This window comes from Clavibacter sp. GW821-FHT01D01, from assembly GCF_059422605.1.
The window spans coordinates 199,032-217,247 of record NZ_JBWKXC010000001.1; the positions used below are offsets into that span (position 1 = coordinate 199,032).

The 18,216-nt window shown below is 73.1% G+C and carries 18 protein-coding genes; 2 read left to right on the forward strand and 16 right to left on the reverse strand.

The genetic code is table 11. The annotated features are described in order from the left end of the window. Window positions 1-7: 7 nt before the first annotated feature. The 7 genes from AC07VC_RS01000 to AC07VC_RS01030 form a co-directional block, all read right to left on the reverse strand. Entirely contained in the window at window positions 8-1,060 is a 1,053-nt protein-coding gene (locus AC07VC_RS01000) for a methionine synthase (RefSeq protein ID WP_494674757.1), read from the reverse strand. Continuing rightward, entirely contained in the window at window positions 1,057-2,043 is a 987-nt protein-coding gene (locus AC07VC_RS01005) for a putative oxygenase MesX (RefSeq protein ID WP_494676541.1), read from the reverse strand. Before AC07VC_RS01005 ends, AC07VC_RS01000 begins: the two co-directional genes overlap by 4 nt. 256 nt (window positions 2,044-2,299) lie before the next feature. Then, window positions 2,300-3,196: a carbohydrate ABC transporter permease gene (locus AC07VC_RS01010; RefSeq protein WP_317229930.1), complete on the reverse strand. Its 897-nt coding sequence runs from the start codon at window positions 3,194-3,196 to the stop codon at window positions 2,300-2,302. After that, the gene (locus tag AC07VC_RS01015) at window positions 3,193-4,179 is read right to left on the reverse strand and encodes a carbohydrate ABC transporter permease (protein WP_494674756.1); all 987 of its coding nucleotides are present in this window, start codon (window positions 4,177-4,179) and stop codon (window positions 3,193-3,195) included. The genes AC07VC_RS01010 and AC07VC_RS01015 overlap by 4 nt, the downstream gene beginning before the upstream one ends. A 42-nt stretch (window positions 4,180-4,221) precedes the next feature. Beyond that, window positions 4,222-5,544, reverse strand: coding sequence for an extracellular solute-binding protein (locus AC07VC_RS01020; protein WP_317229928.1), 1,323 nt, complete (start codon window positions 5,542-5,544; stop codon window positions 4,222-4,224). A 59-nt stretch (window positions 5,545-5,603) separates the two neighbouring features. Next, window positions 5,604-6,416 carry a hypothetical protein gene (locus AC07VC_RS01025; protein ID WP_494674755.1) on the reverse strand — a complete coding sequence of 271 codons (813 nt, stop codon included), beginning with the start codon at window positions 6,414-6,416 and terminating at the stop codon, window positions 5,604-5,606. Then, complete coding sequence (locus tag AC07VC_RS01030) at window positions 6,413-7,540, reverse strand: Gfo/Idh/MocA family protein (protein ID WP_494724446.1); 1,128 nt, start codon at window positions 7,538-7,540, stop codon at window positions 6,413-6,415. Before AC07VC_RS01030 ends, AC07VC_RS01025 begins: the two co-directional genes overlap by 4 nt. Before the next feature lie 196 nt (window positions 7,541-7,736). Between AC07VC_RS01030 and AC07VC_RS01035 the strand changes: the two genes are divergently transcribed. Further along, window positions 7,737-8,369 (forward strand): TetR/AcrR family transcriptional regulator, encoded by a 633-nt coding sequence (locus AC07VC_RS01035; protein ID WP_494674754.1) that lies wholly within the window; start codon window positions 7,737-7,739, stop codon window positions 8,367-8,369. A gap of 18 nt (window positions 8,370-8,387) precedes the next feature. Here AC07VC_RS01035 and AC07VC_RS01040 read toward each other — a convergent pair whose 3' ends face one another. Genes AC07VC_RS01040 through AC07VC_RS01050 form a run of 3 tightly spaced genes read right to left on the reverse strand, consistent with a single transcriptional unit; the run spans window position 8,388 to window position 10,454 of the window. Beyond that, window positions 8,388-8,570, reverse strand: a complete 183-nt coding sequence (locus tag AC07VC_RS01040) for a hypothetical protein (RefSeq protein ID WP_494674753.1) — start codon at window positions 8,568-8,570, stop codon at window positions 8,388-8,390. A gap of 19 nt (window positions 8,571-8,589) precedes the next feature. Further along, window positions 8,590-8,862 (reverse strand): helix-turn-helix domain-containing protein, encoded by a 273-nt coding sequence (locus AC07VC_RS01045; RefSeq protein WP_494676539.1) that lies wholly within the window; start codon window positions 8,860-8,862, stop codon window positions 8,590-8,592. 41 nt (window positions 8,863-8,903) lie between these two features. Further along, complete coding sequence (locus AC07VC_RS01050) at window positions 8,904-10,454, reverse strand: MDR family MFS transporter (protein ID WP_494674752.1); 1,551 nt, start codon at window positions 10,452-10,454, stop codon at window positions 8,904-8,906. A gap of 173 nt (window positions 10,455-10,627) precedes the next feature. On the opposite strand from AC07VC_RS01050, the gene AC07VC_RS01055 reads away from it, so the two are divergent. Then, window positions 10,628-11,290 (forward strand): TetR/AcrR family transcriptional regulator, encoded by a 663-nt coding sequence (locus AC07VC_RS01055; protein WP_494674751.1) that lies wholly within the window; start codon window positions 10,628-10,630, stop codon window positions 11,288-11,290. Here AC07VC_RS01055 and AC07VC_RS01060 read toward each other — a convergent pair. The 6 genes from AC07VC_RS01060 to AC07VC_RS01085 all read right to left on the reverse strand — a co-directional run bounded on the left by AC07VC_RS01060 (window position 11,236) and on the right by AC07VC_RS01085 (window position 18,210). Beyond that, window positions 11,236-12,441: a Fic family protein gene (locus AC07VC_RS01060; RefSeq protein WP_494674750.1), complete on the reverse strand. Its 1,206-nt coding sequence runs from the start codon at window positions 12,439-12,441 to the stop codon at window positions 11,236-11,238. The two genes, AC07VC_RS01055 and AC07VC_RS01060, sit on opposite strands and share 55 nt — an antisense overlap. A gap of 98 nt (window positions 12,442-12,539) precedes the next feature. Then, window positions 12,540-13,847, reverse strand: a complete 1,308-nt coding sequence (locus AC07VC_RS01065) for an LLM class flavin-dependent oxidoreductase (protein ID WP_494674749.1) — start codon at window positions 13,845-13,847, stop codon at window positions 12,540-12,542. 2 nt (window positions 13,848-13,849) lie between these two features. After that, window positions 13,850-15,241, reverse strand: coding sequence for an O-acetylhomoserine aminocarboxypropyltransferase/cysteine synthase family protein (locus tag AC07VC_RS01070; RefSeq protein ID WP_494676538.1), 1,392 nt, complete (start codon window positions 15,239-15,241; stop codon window positions 13,850-13,852). 2 nt (window positions 15,242-15,243) lie between these two features. Then, window positions 15,244-16,431, reverse strand: coding sequence for a cobalamin-independent methionine synthase II family protein (locus tag AC07VC_RS01075; RefSeq protein WP_494674748.1), 1,188 nt, complete (start codon window positions 16,429-16,431; stop codon window positions 15,244-15,246). Further along, window positions 16,428-17,708 (reverse strand): MalY/PatB family protein, encoded by a 1,281-nt coding sequence (locus tag AC07VC_RS01080; protein WP_494674747.1) that lies wholly within the window; start codon window positions 17,706-17,708, stop codon window positions 16,428-16,430. Before AC07VC_RS01080 ends, AC07VC_RS01075 begins: the two co-directional genes overlap by 4 nt. A 145-nt stretch (window positions 17,709-17,853) precedes the next feature. Beyond that, window positions 17,854-18,210: a hypothetical protein gene (locus AC07VC_RS01085; protein WP_494674746.1), complete on the reverse strand. Its 357-nt coding sequence runs from the start codon at window positions 18,208-18,210 to the stop codon at window positions 17,854-17,856. Window positions 18,211-18,216: the final 6 nt, after the last annotated feature.

The following is an 18,216-nucleotide window of genomic DNA, read 5'->3' on the forward strand; positions in this document are numbered from 1 at the left end:
GCTCAGCCTAGGACCCCAGCTCCTCGCGGACGAGGGCCGCTCCCGCGCTCAGCGCGCTCAGCTTGCCCAGCGCGACGGGCCGGGCCAACGGCGCCATCCCGCAGTTGGTGCTCGGGATGAGCAGCTCCGCGTCGACGAACCGCAGCGCTCGGCGGAGCGTGTCGGCGACCTCCTCCGGGGTCTCGACCTCCGCGCTCGCCACGTCGATGGCACCGAGCATGACCTTCTTCCCGCGGACGAGCTCGAGCAGCTCCAGCGGCACGTGCGAGTTCCGGCACTCCAGCGAGACGATGTCGAGCGTGGACCGGGCGAGGAGCGGGAACGACTCCTCGTACTGCCGCCACTCCGATCCGAGCGTCGCCTTCCAGTCGGTGTTCGCCGTGATCCCGTAGCCGTAGCAGATGTGCACGGCGGTCTCCACGCGCAGCCCCTCCGCCGCCCGCTCCAGGGCTGCCACGCCCCAGTCCCGCACGTCGTCGAAGAAGACGTTGAAGGCGGGCTCGTCGAACTGGACGATGTCGACCCCGGCCGCCTCGAGGGCCCGCGCCTCCTCGTTGAGGATGGTCGCGAACTCCCAGGCCAGGTCCTCCCGGCTCCCGTAGTGGCGGTCGGCGAGGGTGTCGATCATGGTCATCGGGCCCGGCAGCGCCCACTTGATCGGCTGGTCCGTCTGCTGGCGCAGGAACCGGGCGTCGGCGGCGAACACCGGCTCCTCGAGGCCCACGGCGCCGACGACGGTCGGCACGCTCGCGTCGTACCGGTCGCGGATGCGCACGGTCTCCCGGCGCGCGAAGTCGACGCCGGAGAGGCCCTCGATGAACGTCGTGACGAAGTGCTGGCGGGTCTGCTCCCCGTCGCTGACGACGTCGATGCCCCGCTGGTGCTGCTCGTGGACGGCGGCGCGCAGGGCGTCCTGCTTGCCCTCGACCAGGGCATCGCCCTCCAGCCGCCACGGGGACCACAGGGTCTCCGGCTGCGCGAGCCACGACGGCTTGGGCAGGCTGCCGACGGGCGAGGTGGGCAGGAGCCGGGGCGTCGGCCGGGATGCGCGGGCGGTCATCGGGCTGCCCCGACGCGCGCGGCGGCCCAGCGCCGCAGCCGGTCCCCGTGCGGCGCCATGAGGTGCTCCTCCGCGTACCGCCCCTGCTCGACCGCGAGCCGCGCGCGCTCCTCGCGGTCGTAGGCGATGGGGGGCCGCACGTGGTCCCCGGCCGTCAGGTCCGGGCGGTAGACGTCGCCGGCGGCCGAGCGCGCGCCGTAGACCTCGGGCCGGTAGATCCGCTGGAACGTCTCCATCGTGCTGATGGTGCCGATGAGCTGCAGGTCCGTGTGGTCGCCCAGCAGGTCGCCGCAGGTGTAGAAGGCGAGGGGCGCCGCGCTGCCGGGCGGCATGAAGAAGCGGGCCCGCAGCCCCATCCTCGCGAAGTACCGGTCGGTCAACGAGGGCTCGTCCTGCTCGTACTCGACGCCGAGGACGGGGTGGTGGAGCCCCGACCGCCGGTAGGTCCTGCTCGTCGACACGCTGATGCAGACGACGGGCGGCGTCGCCGAGTGCTCCGCGTACGCGGCCGACTCGCGGAAGTGCCGGAAGAGCGCCCCGTGCAGGGCGCCGAAGTCGTCGGGGAGGGGGGATCCGGCCGGCGAGCCGCCGAGCGAGGGCAGCAGCACGCTGAAGTCGTGGTCGCGGATGTAGGACGAGAGGTTGTTGCCCAGGATCCCCGGGTGACATCGACCGGTGCGGCGGTCGAGGATCCGGGTCTTCAGGATCTCCAGCAGCGGGAACTCCCGGTCGCCGTCGGCGAAGCGCAGCCCCACGGAGACGATGTCGAGTCCCACGGCGTAGCGGTCCCGGTCCGGGTTCCCGGCGTGCGCGAGGTCGTTGAACCGGTCGTCGATCATCGCCAGGGCGTCGCGGAGGTTCTCCCGGCGACGCTCCCCCCGGGCCAGGTTCGCGAAGTTGGTCGTGACCCGCGAGCCCTCCGCCGGCCGGTAGTCCTCGTCGAAGGGGGTGGTGGTGATGCTGAACGTGAACTCGTCCGTCATGAGCGGCCATTCCGTGGGAGGGACGGGGCAGGGCGGGCTCGCGACGGCGGCGGTCGTCGGTGCGGTGATCGTCACGTGGTGCTCCTGTCCGGGTGCTCGGGAGCCTGTCAGGTCGGGGCGGCTGCGCGCCGGGACGTGACGGAGTGTGACCACCGCGGGGCACCGCGCACGACGAGAGCCCGCCCCCGGGATCCGGATCGGATCCGCGGGGGCGGGCTCTCGTCGTGGGCGCGGCCTCACCCGCGCCCGGCGCGCATCACCTGCCGGCGAGCGAGCCGCCGATCCCGCCGACGCTGAAGTACTTGTTCAGGAAGGCGAAGATCAGCACGGGCGGCAGCATCATGATGACCGCGACCGCCATCACCGAACCCCAGTCGGCCGCGTTCTGCTGGAAGAACGTGTTGAGGCCGATGGGGAGGGTGTACTTCGTGAAGTCCTGCAGGAACAGGAGCGCGATCAGGTAGTCGTTCCACGCCAGCAGGAACGAGAAGATCGCGGTGGACAGGATGCCGGGCAGCGAGTTCCGCAGCACCACGTGGACGAAGCCGCTGAACACGCTCGCGCCGTCCATCCAGGCCGCCTCCTCCAGGGTGATGGGGATGGAGTCGATGTACGCCGCCATCATCCAGATCGCGACCGACATGGTCGATCCGATGTAGATGATCGCCACACCCTGCAGCGTGTTGATGAGGCCCATGGCCGAGAAGGTGATGAACAGCGGGATCGCCGCCGTCACCACCGGCAGGGCCTGCACCACGAACAGCACGAGCGAGTACCCGGACACGAGCTTGGACCGCGAGCGGCTCAGCACGTACCCGGCGGGAGCGGCGATGACGACCGAGACCACGACGGTCACGAGCGCGACGAGCAGGCTGTTGCCGAGCCAGATCATCACGTCGGTGCCGCCGAGCACCCGCTGGAAGTTCTCCAGCGTGAACCCGGTCGCCGTCGAGTTCTGCCCCGGCTGGGTGGAGAGGAACAGCACCGCGAGGATGGGCGTGATCACGATCAGGGTGATGATCGCGATGAACAGGAAGCGCCACCACTGGCCCTTCTGCTCCCGCTCCTTCGCCGACGTCCGCTTGACCTCGGCGCGCGTGATGTCGCCGACGGTCGCCGAGGTGGCGCCGCCGACCGCGAGTGGCTGGCTCATTCGATGTCCGCCTTCTTGATCTGCCGGTACAGGAGGGTCGAGACGATGACGAGCACGGCGGTCATCATGAACGCCACCGCCGTCGCCGGCCCGGTCTGCAGGTTCTGGAACGCCTGCTGGTAGGCCAGCACGATGAGCGACGTCGTCGCGTTCACGGGACCGCCCTGCGTGAGCAGGAAGATCGTCGGGAAGTCGTTGACGCAGAAGATCGTCATCAGCACCCAGCTGATGTATGTGGTCCGCGAGATGATCGGCAGCGTGACGCCGCGGAACGCCTGCCAGGCGTTCGCGCCGTCCATCTTCGCCGCCTCGTAGACGTTGGAGTCCACCGACGCGAGCGCCGAGGACATCATCATCAGCATGAACGGGAAGCTGATCCAGACCTTGAAGACGCAGACCACGATCTGCGCCAGGACGGGATCGCCGAGGAAGTTCGCGTCCGGGATCCCGAGGGTCTCCAGCATGATCGGCACCGGGCTCTGCGGCGTCGCCACCAGCCAGTTCCAGGAGGTCGACGAGACGACCACCGGGACGATCCACGGCAGGAGCAGCAGCACCTTGAAGAGCCCGTTGGCGGGGATCCGGGTGCGCAGCAGCAGCGCGAGGGCGAGCCCCACGAGCCAGGACCCGAACACGCCCGTGACCGTGAAGATGATCGTGAAGGTGGTCGCGTTGCGGAACGACTCCGACGTGAGGACGTTCGCGTAGTTCTGCAGGCCGACGAACGGCGTCTCCCACGGGAGCGTCGACGGCGTGCCCTGCTGCAGGGACTGCAGGAACGAGTAGACGACCGGGTAGACGTTGAGCAGCACCAGCAGGATCAGCGACGGCAGCGCGAACAGCGCCAGCGTCTTGCCGGCCCGCCCGAGCGGCGTCTTGCCGCGCCCCTTCCGGGGCGCGGCGGGCGGCCGGCCGGAGCCGGCCACGCCGACGCCGCGGCGCGCCTGCCCGATCTTGTCGACGACCCTCGTGTCGAGCGCCATCAGGTCACCCCGTCCATGTCAGGGACTCCGGACGCGCGCGCATCAGGCGCCCGCCTCCAGCTCCTTCTGCAGCGTCTCGAGGGCGCCCTTCGCGGTGACGGTGCCGCCGAGGACGGCCTGCGCGAAGGAGATGGTCGGCTGCGTGCCGTCGACCTTGGTCACGTTCTGGAAGACCGTGTTGGAGCCGGGAGCGCCCCACGTCTTCGAGATGGGCTGCCAGTCGTTGAGGATCTTGGTGGTGTTCGCGTCGTCCGCGTACGCCTCCTCGGCGATGGACTTCAGCGGCGGCAGGCCGATGCCGGTCTGCTTGGTCCACAGCGTCTTCATGTTCTCGTAGTAGTAGGTGAGGAACGCCTCGCTGTTCTCCTGGCTGGGCGTGGACTTGTACATCATGATGTTGTTCGGGAAGTAGAGCGCGCCCTTCTCGCCGCCGGGGCCCACGAGCGGGTCGCCGACCACCATGTTGGCCGCGGTCTCGGGGCTGACGTTCGCCGTGGCGCCCGCGCCGTCCCAGAGCATGCCGAACGTGCCGGCGTCCATCTGCTGGTACGCGTTGTCGGACGTGTAGGTGGCGCTGCGGGGGTCGACGTAGCCGTTCTTGACCATGCCGAGCACCCACTCGACGGCCTCGATGTTCTTGTCCGTCACCACGTCCGGGTTCTGGTCGCCGTCGAAGAGGCCGCCGCCGTTGTTGATCATGTGGGCGACGATCTGGTGGAAGCCGGTGAAGGCGCCGGCGCCCGAGCGGGTGCCGTAGCCGTAGACGCCGATCTTCTTCAGCCCCGCGCACGCGGCCTCGTAGGAGTCCCAGTCGGTGGGCGCCTCGACGCCGGCCTTCTCGAGGAGGTCCTTGCGGTACCAGTACATGCGCATGTCGAGGTTGTACGGGACGGCAGCGTAGCCGTTGGCCGTCTTCAGCGTGTCGACGAGGCCCGGGAGGAAGTCGTCGTAGATGCCGTTCGACTTCCACGACTCGATGAGGTCGTCGGCGTACGCGATCTTGCCCTGCGACTCGAAGAGGAACGCCGTCGTCCCGCCTCCGGAGCTCACGGCGGGACCGTTGTTGGCCGCGACGGCCGTGGAGAACGTCTGGGTGAAGTTGGCCCACTGGACCTGCTGGTAGCTCACGGCGCCCATGCCGCTCGCGGGCTTGTAGGCCGCGGAGATCGCCTTGTCCTCCGTGAGGAAGGCGGGCGCGCCCCAGGGCATGTTCCAGAACTTCAGGGGCGCGGCGGCGCCGCTCGCGCCGCCCCCGCCGCCGCTGCACGCGGCGAGGAGGCCGACGGCCGCGGCGCCGACGCCCGCGCTCAGGAGGGATCGACGGGTGAGTCCGTTGCCGAAGGCGCTGGATGACTGCTGTGGCATTTCGTGCTCCGTTGCATGTTGTGGTGCCTGATGTGTGGTGGAGGGGTTGGGTTCGGGGATCAGCTCGGGCGCTCGCCGGCCAGCGCGGGGGCTGCGGCGAGGAGCGAGCGGAGGTCGGCCACGTCGTCGGGGACGCAGCGGCCGTGGGCGGCGTCGCGGGCGAGGCGCATCGCGGTGCGGTGGCCGGACTCGAAGACGACGGGGAGGTCCTCGCGGCCGGCGGCGTCGGTGACGCTCGCGCGGCCCGGGGCGGCGGTGCCCGGCGCCGGGAGGGCGACGTGCGCGGCCCGGTCGCCGACGATGAGGCGGAAGGTGGCGCACGCGTGGGCGTGCGCCGTGACGACCGCGCTCACGATGACGTGCACTCCCGTGGCCGTCGTGCCCGTGAGCATGAGGTGGTCGGGCGTCTCCGCGAGGGGCGCGAGCTCGACGAGGGGCGAGCCGACGAGCGCCTGCGCGGTGAGCGCGAGGGCCCGGGCGGCGCCGGGGAGGTCGCCGGGGTCCGCGACGGTCGCGCGCGACTCGAGCAGCGCGCCGGGCGCGGCGAGGCGGTGGATCCGCGGCGCCACCCGGCGGACCGCCTCGTCGTGCCGCCACGGCACGTCGAGGACCACCGGGACGCCGGCCGCGGCGAGCTCGGCGAGGTCGGCGTCGGCGGCGGGGCCGGGGTCGAGCACGAGGAGGGCGCGGGCCCCCGCGCGGGCGGCGGAGTTCGCACGGGCGGCCCAGCCGTCGCCGCCGGCGACCACGACCACGTCGCCCGCGTCGTCGGTGCGGCGGAAGGACTCGGGCAGGGAGGCGAGGGTCGCGACGGCCGCGTGCGCGTGGGTGGCCGACGCGGCGGGGTCGATGCGGAGGGTGAGGGCGCTCATGCCGCGACCTCCGTCCGGGGCGCGTGGTGCGCGGATCCGGCGGTCGCCGAGGCGAGGCCGCCACCGGCGCGGACGATGGCGGCGCTCTGCTCCGCGATGTCGGTCGCGAGGCCGAGGTCGGCGAGCTGCACGTCCATGGGGACGGGAGCGGCCGCGCCGGTGATCACGTCGTGCACGTGCTCCCACTCGCCCACGTAGCCGTTGTCCGGGAACGGGCCCCAGCCGGTGGTGCTCCGGGCGTCGGTGAGGGCCGCGGTGCTGGATCCGGCGTGCACGTAGGAGAGGGAGAAGTCGACGTGGAGCGAGCGGTCGCGGGCGACGGCGTCGAGCGTCCACTCGGGATCCCAGGAGGCCCCGCCGATGCCGTGCACCTCGAGCACGCTCCCGCCGACCATCGCGACGATCTCGTAGCCCCACGGCTTGAGGGCGCGGGCGCTGACCACGCGCGGCGGCGCGGCGGGCAGGAGCCGGCGCGCGAGGGGCAGGTCGTGGATGGCGAGGCCGAGCACGCCGCCGCTCACCGCGGCGGCCTGCGCCTCGAGGTCGGGCTCGCCCGCCGCACGGGGCGCCGGGCGGCCGACGATCTCCGTAGCCGAGTCCTCCGAGTCGGGATTCGGCGGGATGACGGCCGAGATCCGCACGGTGTGCGGCGCCTCCCCCGAGGCGTCCCAGGCGTCGACCGCGGCGATCCAGGCGGGGTCGAACGCGTGCATCGTCCCCACGATGACGGGCACCCCGTGCTCGGCGGACGCGGCGGCGATGGCCCGGCCCTCCTCGGCGGACACGGCCAGCGGCTTCTCGCACAGCACGGCGCGCTTGCCCGCGCGGCACGCGGCGATGACCTGCTCGGCGTGGAAGCGGTTCGGGCTGCCGATGACGACCACGGCGACGGCCGGATCGGCGATCAGGGCGTCCGCGTCGGTCGTGTGCCGGGCCCCCGCCCGTGCCGCGACCCGCTCGGCGACCTCCGCGTCGACGTCCATGACGTGGACGACGCGGAACCGGTCGGCCATGCGCGCCAACGTCGGCAGGTGGATGGCCTGCCCTACCGGTCCGGCCCCGACAAGGCCCACACCGAACACCTCTTCGCCCACGACGTCCTCGTCCCTAGCAATGATCCGCACGACGAAAACTGACTCGTCGTTTACGGTTGCGTCACTGTACGTCCGGCTTCACGGAGGCACAAGGGGGAGGATCTACATCGTGACCAAGTCGACGAGCGCCGCCCCGGGACACCGGGGATCCGACGGCCCGACGGAAAACTTTCCGCGCGCTGATGCGGATGAGAGCGCGGCCACGGAAACGGTCGCCGGGGCCGGGATGGCGTCCCGCGGGCTGTACTCGACGGGCGTCCGCCGCCGCGCGGAGATCGTCGCGGCGGCCGTCCGCGTGTTCGGCGTCCGCGGCTACGGCGCGGCCACGATCAAGGAGATCGCCGACGAGGTCGGCGTCTCCCCCGCGGCCGTGCTCCGCTACTTCCGGAAGGAGGAGCTGCTGACGGAGGTGCTGCGGCAGTGGGACCGGCAGCAGCCGTTCGTGTCGGAGGCGGCGCCGGGCCTCCCCGCGCTCCGCGCCTTCGTCGACCTCATGCGGTACCACGTGGAGCACCGCGGCTTCCTCGAGCTGTACCTGACCTTCGCCACCGAGACGAGCGACGAGACGCATCCCGCGCACGTGTACATGCGCTCCCGGTACGCGCGGACCATCGCGCAGATCCGGGGCCGCATCGCCGAGGCCGTCGCCCTGGAGCAGGTGCCGCCGATGGACGACGCGACCCTCGACTACGAGGCCGCCTGCTTCCTCGCGATCCTCGACGGGCTCGAGATCCAGTGGATCCACAACCCGAGCCTCGACCTGCCGGCGCTCGTGGGCGAGTACGTGGAGCAGTCGATCGCGCGCTGGCGCGGCGGCACGAAGGCGGCGGTGCCGGCCGGCTCGGCGTCCTGGGACTGAGCGGAGCCGCGCCGGGGCCTACGTCGCGAGGCGCTCCGCCACCGCGGCCGGCGACAGCGGCTGCGGGCCGGGGAACATGCCCAGTGCGGGCACGAGGGCGAAGGCGTCCCGCCTGCGCAGGCAGTCCGAGTCGTACTCGAACGCGCCGGAGGTCCGGGTGCGGTGGATCCTGCCCGCTCGCACCTCCGTGCGGCCGAGCACGGTCGTCACCTCGTGGACGTCAGTCCTGCCTGCGCACCCGGACCCGCTCGGGGAGCTTCTCGTCGATCATCATGCGCCCTCGCTCGGTGGCGAACGGACCGGTGGCGGCGACCACGCCGTCCCGGAGCCCCAGGACGCGCAGGACCCGCAGGGTGATCTCGAGGCTGGTGCCCTGGCCGTTCTCGAGCTCGCTGATGGTCGGTGGCGTCGTACCGGCGCGCTCGGCGACCATCCTCGCCGTCGATCCCAGCAGCTTGCGTCGGGCGGCGAGGTCCTGCCCGACGAGCCGCAGGGATCGTCGGACAGCGACTCGAGCCGCGTCCGCGCGGGCCGCTAGTGCGCGGCCACGCCCTCCGGGAGCGGCTCCGCCGGGCGGCGCACGAAGAACGAGGCGACGATCGCGGCGAGCGAGATGAAGCCGCCGATCATGAAGGCCGCCTGCACGCCGGCCGCCGTCGCGGACACCTCGGAGAGGCCGTCGGCGACGCCGCCGACCGTCGTCGTGGTGAGCACCGTGACGAACAGGGCCGTGCCCGCGGCGCCCGCGAGCTGCTGCATCGTCGAGACCGTGGCGCTGCCGTGCGAGTAGAGGCGCGGCGGCAGGGATCCGAGGGCCGAGGTGAGCAGCGGCGTGAACATGAAGGCGAGGCCGGCGTTCAGCACCAGGTGCACCGCGATGACCCAGCCGACCGAGGTGCCCTCGTGCAGCATCGTGGTCATGCCCCACAGGGCGATGGAGACGACGATGGCGCCGGGGATGACGAGCGGGCGCGGGCCGACGCGGTCGAACAGGCGGCCGACGATGGGCGACAGCACGGCCATGAGCGCGCCGCCGGGGAGCAGGAGGAGGCCCGTCTCGAGCGTGCCGAGCTCCAGCACGTTCTGCAGGTAGAGCGGCAGGACGATGAGGCTGCCGAACAGCGCCATCATGCTGACGCTCACCATGATCACGGCCACCACGAACGAGCGGCTGCGGAACGTGCGGAGGTCCATGAGGGCGCGGTCCTCGCGCTGGAGGCCGATCTGGCGGGCGATGAACGCGGCGAGCGCGAGCGCGCCGACCGTGATCGGGATCCACAGCGGCAGGGGCGCCTCGCCCTCCGCCGACTCGCCGAGGCTGCTGAGGCCGTAGATGAGGCCGCCGAACGCGAGCGTGGAGAGCACCACGGAGAGGACGTCGAACGGGAGCTTCCGCGGGGTGGTCAGGTTCGTGATCTTCCACAGGCCGAGCGCCAGGGCGATGAGCGCGATCGGCAGCACGATGAGGAACATCCAGCGCCACGACAGCGCGCTGAGGATGAGGCCGGAGACCGTCGGGCCGATGGCCGGGGCCACCGCGATGACGATGGAGATGACGCCCATGAGGCGGCCGCGGCGGGCGGCGGGCACCAGGTTGAGGACGGTCGTGAACAGCAGCGGCATCATGATCGCCGTGCCGCTGGCCTGCACCACGCGGCCGATGAGCAGCACGCCGAACCCGGGCGCGATCGCCGCGACCAGGGTCCCGAGCGAGAACAGCATCATGGCGGCGCCGAACACCTGACGGGTGGAGAAGCGCTGCAGGATGAAGCCGGTGGCCGGGATGACGACGGCCATGGTGAGCATGAAGCCGGTGGTGAGCCACTGCGCGGTCGCCGTCGTGATGTCGAGGTCGACCATGAGGCTCGGCAGCGCGACGCTCATGATCGTCTCGTTGAGGATGACGACGAAGGCGGCGACGACCAGCAGCCCGATGACGAGCGGGGCGCCGGCGGGCAGGCGCTCGTCGTCGCCGGTCGCGGGGCGGGCGGTGCCGCCGGCGGTCGCGGCGCGGTCGGCCTCCGCGTGCCCGGCAGGGGGCAGGGTCTCGTCGCGTGCGGTGTCGGCGGTGGGCGGCGTGCTCATGGGATGCGTTCTCCGGGAGTGGATGGCGGGGCGCGCGCGACGGTGCGAGGCCGGGGAGGTCCGGATGTCAGACTGGGACCGAGTGGCAGTCTATGACACAATCGGCGTCGACGACAGATGCGGCCGGATGCCGCACGCGAGCGGACGGCGGTGACGGGATGGGCGCGGTGGGCATGAGCACGGACCCCGGCGAGGCCCTGACGCCGGTGGGCGCGGGCGCGGGTGCGGGCCTCCGCGAGCGGCGGCGCATGGCGACCACCACGGAGATCAGCGAGGCCGCGCTCGCGCTCTTCGAGGAGCGCGGCATGGCGGCGACGACCATCCACGACATCGCCCAGGCCGCGGGCGTCTCCGACCGCACCTGCTTCCGCTACTTCCCGAGCAAGGAGGAGTCGGTCCTCACGCTCCACCCCGCGTTCGACCCGCCCATCGACGCCTGGCTCGCCGACGTCGACCGCGGATCCGCGCCGCTCCCCCAGCTCGAGCGCGTCTACGAGCGCGTCCTGGCCTCCCTCGACGGCGAGCTCGCCGCCCTCGCCCATCAGCAGCTGCGCGTGCGGCGCCTCATGGCCGACGAGCCGCAGCTGCGCTCCGCCGCGGTCTCCCTCGACGCGACGCGCTCGTGGGAGCTGGCCGCGCGCATGACGACGGCCTTCGACGGCCGCATCACCGCCCAGGAGGCGCGCCTGGTCACCGAGCTCGCGGGTGTCGCGGTGCGCACGGCCTTCGACGAGTGGGCGGATGCGCGGGCCGCCGGCCTCGACGCGACCCTCGTCGCCTCCTACGCCGCGGTCCGCCGCCGCCTGCGCGACATCGCGGGCACCGGCGCGGCCTGATCCGTCCGCGTCCGGCGCAGACGACCGTCAGAGGGCGGTGGACCCCGGACACCGCAGGCGTCCGACCACGGAGGAGTCGGGAGCAGGCGGCCCCTGCCGAGGCCGCTCCGCGGCCGTGTCCCCGCCCCCCACCCTGTTGCTGCGCTCGTTGAGGGCACGAGCGCGAGATGGCGATCCGCCGTCCAGCAGACCAGGCGCCCCTTCTGGTCCTTGTTCCGCGCGAGGACGCCGGCGTCCGCCAGCTGGGTGAGCGCCCGGTGCGCGGCTACCCGGGACACCCCGTGGGTGCGCGCGGCGCTCTCCTCCGTGAGGACCGGATCGGACGCGAGCCGATCGAGGATGCGCAGGACCACCGCGTCCGCGCGAGGTCGCGCGGGAGCCCGGCCCTCCTGTCGCCGATGCTCCACCAGACGCTCCACGCTCTCCGCGTCGAGCCGCGCGACGTCCTCCGCCAGACGGACCGCGGTGCCGGCGGCCAGCTCCGCGGCCTCCGCGAAGGCGCGCACCCACTCGTCGACCCGTCCCGCGCAGAAGGCCGTGAGCCCGGCGACGTAGGCATCCGCGTCCGCGGCGAGGACCGTCGAGATGGGGATCAGGATGTCGCGCACCGCGTCGCCCCGGCGCAGGACCGTGTGGATGAGGGCGCGACCCGTGCGGCCGTTGCCGTCGATGAACGGGTGGATGGTCTCGAACTGGGCATGCGCGATGGCCGCCCGGACGACCGGATTCCCGTCCGTGACGGTGCAGAAGCGCGCCAGGTCCTCGAGGAGCCGAGGGACCTCTTGCTCCGGCGGGGGCACGAAGTCGGCGCGGATGGGGGACCACCCCGATCCACCGACCCAGTTCTGCTCCGTCCGGATGCCCTCGTCCAGCGACGGCTCGATGACGTGCTGGAGCGCCTCGAGGTCCGGGACGGTGATCCGGTGCTCTCGATCCGCCAGCGCGTCGATCGCGTCCTCCGTGGCCCGCACGTTCGCGATCACGTCGAGGGCCACGCGCGAGCCCTGTTGCAGGAGCTCGGCGATCGCGAGGCGCTTCGGCGTGACGCGGTCGCCCTCGATCCACGAGGAGGAGATGCTCTCCGACCGGATGAGCAGGTGGTTCAGGCAGCCGGCTCGTCGGCCGATCCGCTCGTCCGCGCGCGCGAGCACGGCGAGGGCGTCGGTCGCCGCCGCCAGGACTGGCGTCCTGATTGACTTTACCGACGTCAAAGTCAATCATGGGCGCGTCGGAGGACGTCTGCCCTCCCTCAGCCGAACAGGTTCGCCCGCAGCCCGCCCGCGGCCAGCTCGTCGCGGAGGATCCCGCGGCGGCGGAGCACGGGCACGAGGTCGTCGAGCATCCGGTGCAGCGTCACGGGATGCAGGTCGCCGGAGAGCAGCAGGCCGTCGTTGTCGGCGTCGTCGCCCAGCTGCTCGACGAAGTCCGCGAACTGCTCCGCCGTGCCGACGAAGCCGGACCGCTCCGCGACGAGGCCCTTGCGCGCCTTCCGGGTGAGCAGCTCCCGGAGCGGTGCGTCCTCGGTGCCGCCGTAGAGCCCGGCGATGGTGCCGTGCGAGACGTGCTCGCCGAAGACGCCGCGGTCGACGGGCCGGTCGAGGTCGAGGCCCGTGAGGTCGGTCTCGAGGTCGCTCGACCAGCCGAGCGCGATGGCCCGGAGCACGTCGTCGGAGGGGTGGCGTGACGCGTCGACGACCCGGCGCGCCTCCTCCTCGCTCGGCACGATCTCGGGCTTCACGACGAAGAGGATCCGGATGCCGTCCGGACCGCGTCCGTGCCGAGCCGCCGCGTCCAGCACCTTCGCCCGGTAGGCGAGGAGCGCCGCCGGCTCGAGCGGCGCCAGGCCGAGCTGCACGTCGGACTGCGTGCCCGCGAAGGACAGACCCCGCGGGGACCCGCCGGGCGAGACGATCACCGGATCCCCGTACGCGGACGGCACGGCGTTGAGCGGGCCGTCGACGGAGAAGTGCTCCCCGCGGTGCTGGAACGCGTCGAGCAGGGCGCCGTCGGCGAAGCGCCCGGAGGCGGGATCCTCGACGAGGGCGCCGCCGTCCCAGCTGTGCCAGAGGCGGCGGACGACCGCCATCCACTCGTCGGCACGGTCGTACGCGCCGTCGTGCGAGAGCGGTGCGCGGCCCACGTGCCGGGCGCTGCCGACGTCGGTGACCAGGTTGATCCCGAACCGGCCCGCGCTCAGGTGCTGCAGCGTCTGCGCCTGCCGGGCGGCCAGGTACGGCGGCGTGATGCCCGCGTTGACGGTGGGCACGAGCCCGATGCGCCCGGTCGCCGCGAACAGCCACGGCGCGAGCAGCAGCGGGTCGTGCTTGGGGCCGCCGTACGCGCCGCGCACGCGGAGGTCGAGCGTCTCGGGCGAGCCGAGGGAGACGGCGTCCTCCATGACGATGAGCTCGAAGCCCGCCTGCTCGAGCTCCCGGGCGGACTGCTGGTAGAGGTCGGGGCGGGTCCAGTCGTGGTTCCACTCCCGGTACGGGTGGCCCCAGCCCTGCGGGCCGAAGCCGCGGGAGAGGAACCAGCCGAGGTGCTGGCGGCGGGCCACCGTCAGGATCCGGTCGCGCGGGCGGCGTCGAGGCCGCGCTCGAGGTCCTGGAGGATGTCGGCGATGTCCTCGATCCCGATGGAGACGCGGAGCAGCCCCGGCCAGATCCCCGCGGCGTCCCGCTCCTCGGGGGTGCGGCCCGCGTGCGTGGTCGACGCCGGGTGCAGCACGAGCGAGCGCACGTCGCCGAGGTGGGTCATGCGGCTGAACAGGCGCACCGCGTCGGTGAACGCCTCGGCCGCCGGCTCGCCGCCCGCGAGCGTGAAGGAGAACACGGATCCCTGCCCGTCGGGCAGGTACCGCAGCGCCAGCTCGTGCGACGGGCTCGACTCCAGCCCCGCGTAGTCGACGGACGACACCTCCGGCCGAGCCTCGAGGAAGCGCGCGACCGCGAGCGCGTTCGCCGAGTGCCGCTCGACCCGCAGCGACAGGGTCTCGATGCCCTGCCGCAGCAGGAACGAGCTGAACGGCGCGGGAGTGGGGCCGAACCGGGACGCGACGATCTCGCGGGCGTACGCGATGAACGCGCCGCGGCCGAAGCGGTCGGCCCAGCTCGCGCCGCCGAACGCGCGCTCCGGCTGGGTCAGGTGGGGGAACAGCTCCGGCCGCGCGGCCCAGTCGAAGGCGCCGCCGTCGACGACCACGCCGCCGAGCACCGAGCCGTGGCCCGCGAGGAACTTGCTCGTGGAGTGCACCACCACGTCGGCGCCGTGCTCGATCGGGCGGAGCAGGTACGGGGTCGCGAGCGTGTCGTCGACCACGAACGGCAGCCCGTGCCGGTGCGCGACGTCCGCGATGCCGGCGAGGTCGAGCAGGTCGTTCTTCGGGTTCGGGATGGGCTCGCCGAACAGCACGCGCGTCGCCGGGGTGATCCGACGGGCCCACTCGTCGAGGTCGCGGTGGTCGTCCACGAAGTCGACCCCGATGCCGAGCCGGCCGAGGTTCTGGCGGAAGAGGCCGCGGTTGCCCTCGTAGATGCTGCTCGAGGAGAGGATCCGGTCGCCGGCCTGCAGGATCGCCAGCAGCGCGGTGGTGGTCGCGGCCTGCCCGCTCGCGAGGAGGACCGCCTCGGTGCCGCCCTCGAGCTCGGCGAGCCGCCTCTCGACCTCGTCGGTGGTGGGGTTGCCGTTCCGCGTGTAGAGGTAGCCCTCGTCGACCCCGGCGAAGCGGTCGCGGGCCTCCGCGAAGCTGTCGAAGACGAAGCCGGCGGTGAGGTGCACGGGCGAGACGCGGGCCCCGTGGTCGGCGTCGACGGCGGATCCGGCGTGGACCTGGCGGGTGGTGAAGCCGGCCGGAGCCTGGGCTCCGCCGACCCGGGCGCCGTCCGCGGCGGCGAGGGACGCGTCGCGCGCGGGCGCGGGCGCGTCGGCCGCCGCCCGGATCCCGTCGAGCACGCTCATGCGCCGAACACCCGACGCGAGGCGATGGCCGCGCCCTCGACGAGCGCCCCGAGCTTCGCCCACGCGACGTCGGTGGCGACGAACTCGTAGCTCGCGAAGGTGGAGAGGCCGCAGTCGGTGCCGGCGATGACCCGCGTGGGGTCGCCGACCGCGTCGACGACCTCGAGGATCCGGTTGGCGATCACCTGCGGGTGCTCCAGGTAGTTGGTGGTCACGTCCACCACGCCCGGGATCAGGACGGCGCCCTCCGGCAGCGGGTGGGCCCGGAACGCGGGCGCCTCGTGCTGGTGGGCGGGGTTCCCGAGCGGGATGCTGAACGCGCCGACGCGGGCCCGGTACAGGTGGGGGAGCAGCACGTCGACGGGCACGTCGTCCTGGTGCGGGCCCTGCCAGTTGCCCCAGCACACGTGCAGGCGCACCCTCTCGCGCGGGATGTCGCGGATCGCGTGGTTGAGCGCGTCCACGTGCAGGTCGACGGCCGCGAGGAACTCCTCGAGGGTGGCGTCGCCGAACTGGATGACCCGCTCCATCGCGAGGTCGGGCGCGTCGAGCTGCAGGACGTGGCCGCGCGCGACGATGGCGTCGTACTCGAGCTTCAGCTGGTCGGCGAGGGCGAACACGTAGGCGCGGTCGTCGCCGTAGTGGGGGTTGGCGGCGTCGAGCAGGAGGGTCGTCGAGACGATGCCCGGGGTCGCGGCCGAGAAGAACGTGCCGGCGGGGGCGAGGCCGCGGTCCGCCTGCACGGCGAGCTCGCGGTCGAACCCGTCGAGGTCCTCCGTGATCCCGGCGAGCGCCGGGTCGTACTCGAGGAGGCCCTGCGCGACCGGCGGATCCCAGACGCGCGCCACGTCGGCGCCCTCCACGATCTGCCGCGCCTGGAAGGCGGCGTACTCCGGGAACCGGAGCGAGTCGAGCGTGGGCTTGCGGTGCCCGGCGCCGCCGAACCCGTCGATGCGCTCGAGCACGTAGGTCGAGAAGCCGACGCGCGGCACCTCGCCGTCGTTGACGACGTCGAGTCCGGTCTCGAGCTGGCGGCGCACGGTGTCGGCGACGGCCGACGCGGTGACCTCCGCCAGCTCGTCCGCGTCGAACGCGCGCCGCTGGTCGCGGGCGACGAGCAGCCGGGTCAGCTCGGGCGTGCGCGGGAGGCTGCCCGCGTGCGTGGTCAGGATGCGGTCGGTCATGCGGGGACTCCTCGGTGGGTGGCGGTGCGGGCGCGGAGGGCGGGGGCGGGAGCGCGGAGGTCCGCGCCGGCGGTCGGGGACGGAGCGGCGGCGGACGCGGATCCGGATGCGGGCGCCGGTGCCGGTCCGGACGCGGCGAGCGCCGCGATCCGCCGCACGGCCTCCCGCAGCACGTCCGGGTCGCAGGCGAGGTTGAGGCGGGCGTGGCCGGCGCCGCCGGTGCCGTAGCAGTGGCCGGCGTTGAGGGCGACGCGGGCGCGGTCGAGGATCACGGCCGTCGGGTCGGCGCCGAGGCCGAGCGGGCGGAGGTCGAGCCAGGCGAGGTAGCCGGCGGCGGGGCGGTGGTGCACCACGCCGGGCAGGTGCTCGGCGAGGAGGGAGGCGAGGAGCAGGTCGTTCGCGACGATCCGGGCGATGGCATCGTCGAGCCAGTCGGTACAGGAGAAGGCGACCACGTTCGCGTGCAGCCCGAGGATGCTCGTGCGACAGGCCACCTCCTCGACGAGGCCGCCGAGGAGGTCGTGCGTGCGCGGATCCCCCGCGATGACGAGCGAGCACTTGGCGCCCGCGAGGTTCCAGCCCTTGCTCGCCGACGTGACGCACACGGAGCTGGCGCCGAGCGCCTCGGCCAGCGGCGCGAACGGCGTGAAGGCGGTACCCGGCAGCGTGAGCGGCGCGTGCACCTCGTCGCTGACCACGAGCACGTCGTGGCGGGCGGCCAGCCGGGCCACGGCGGCGAGGGTCCGCGCGTCGTGCACGAGCCCCATCGGGTTGTGCGGGTTGCAGAGGAGGAACGCGTCGACCCCGGAGGCGAACGCGCGCTCGAGGCCCGCGAGGTCGAGGGACGCGCGGCCGTCGGACACGAGCAGCGGCACCTCCTCGACGCGCGCGCCCGCCTCCTCCACCAGCTCGAAGAACGGCGGGTACACGGGCGGCGTGACGACCACGCGGCCGCCCCGCGGCACCGCGAGCCGCAGGGTCTCGACGATGCCGACGCTCACGTCGGTGGCGATGCGCACGCGGGACTCGTCGACGACCCAGCCCCAGCGCTCGCGGGCGAACCGGGCGAAGGCGGGCGCGAGCGGGCCGGGGCCGTCGAGGTAGCCGACGTCGGAGGCGCGGATCCGCCGCACCAGCTCGTCGACGACGGGCTCGGCGACCGCGTAGTCCATCTCGGCCACGAACAGGGGCAGCACGTCCGCGGGGAACCGCGTCCACTTGATGCTCGTGCGCTGGCCGCGGATCTCGTCGATCGGCGCCGTCGTGACCTTCACCATGACGCCACGATGCCGGGCTTCCCCCCGCCGTGGCGAGCGCCCGCGTCACACGAGGACACGGGCCCCGACGGGGGACGGCGCCACCGGGAGCGGCCGGCCGGTCCGCGCGGTGCCCGCGGTGGGCGGGCGACGGCTCGCTTGGCGGCTAGGCCCAGCGGTACTGGCTGAGCGCCAGGAGCAGGGAGCCGGCCACGAGCACCACGGCGCCGGAGGCGACGATCCCGACGACGCCGATCGCGATGCCGCCCCCGATGAGGCGCGGGCGCTCCGCCGCGTGCTGCCGCCCGTCGCGGATCCCGCGCCGGACGGCGACGATGCCGAGGACGCAGGTGGCGACCGACAGCATCGACGACGGGAACACGCCGACGTAGAGCTGCGGCTCGCCGAGCATCCGACCGAGCGCGATGGAGGCGACGACGCCCACCGGCCCGACGAGGCTCAGCCAGCCGAGCAGCCAGGCGCGGGACCTCGGGCGCAGGGTCGGCCCCTGTGGATCCTTCACACGTGC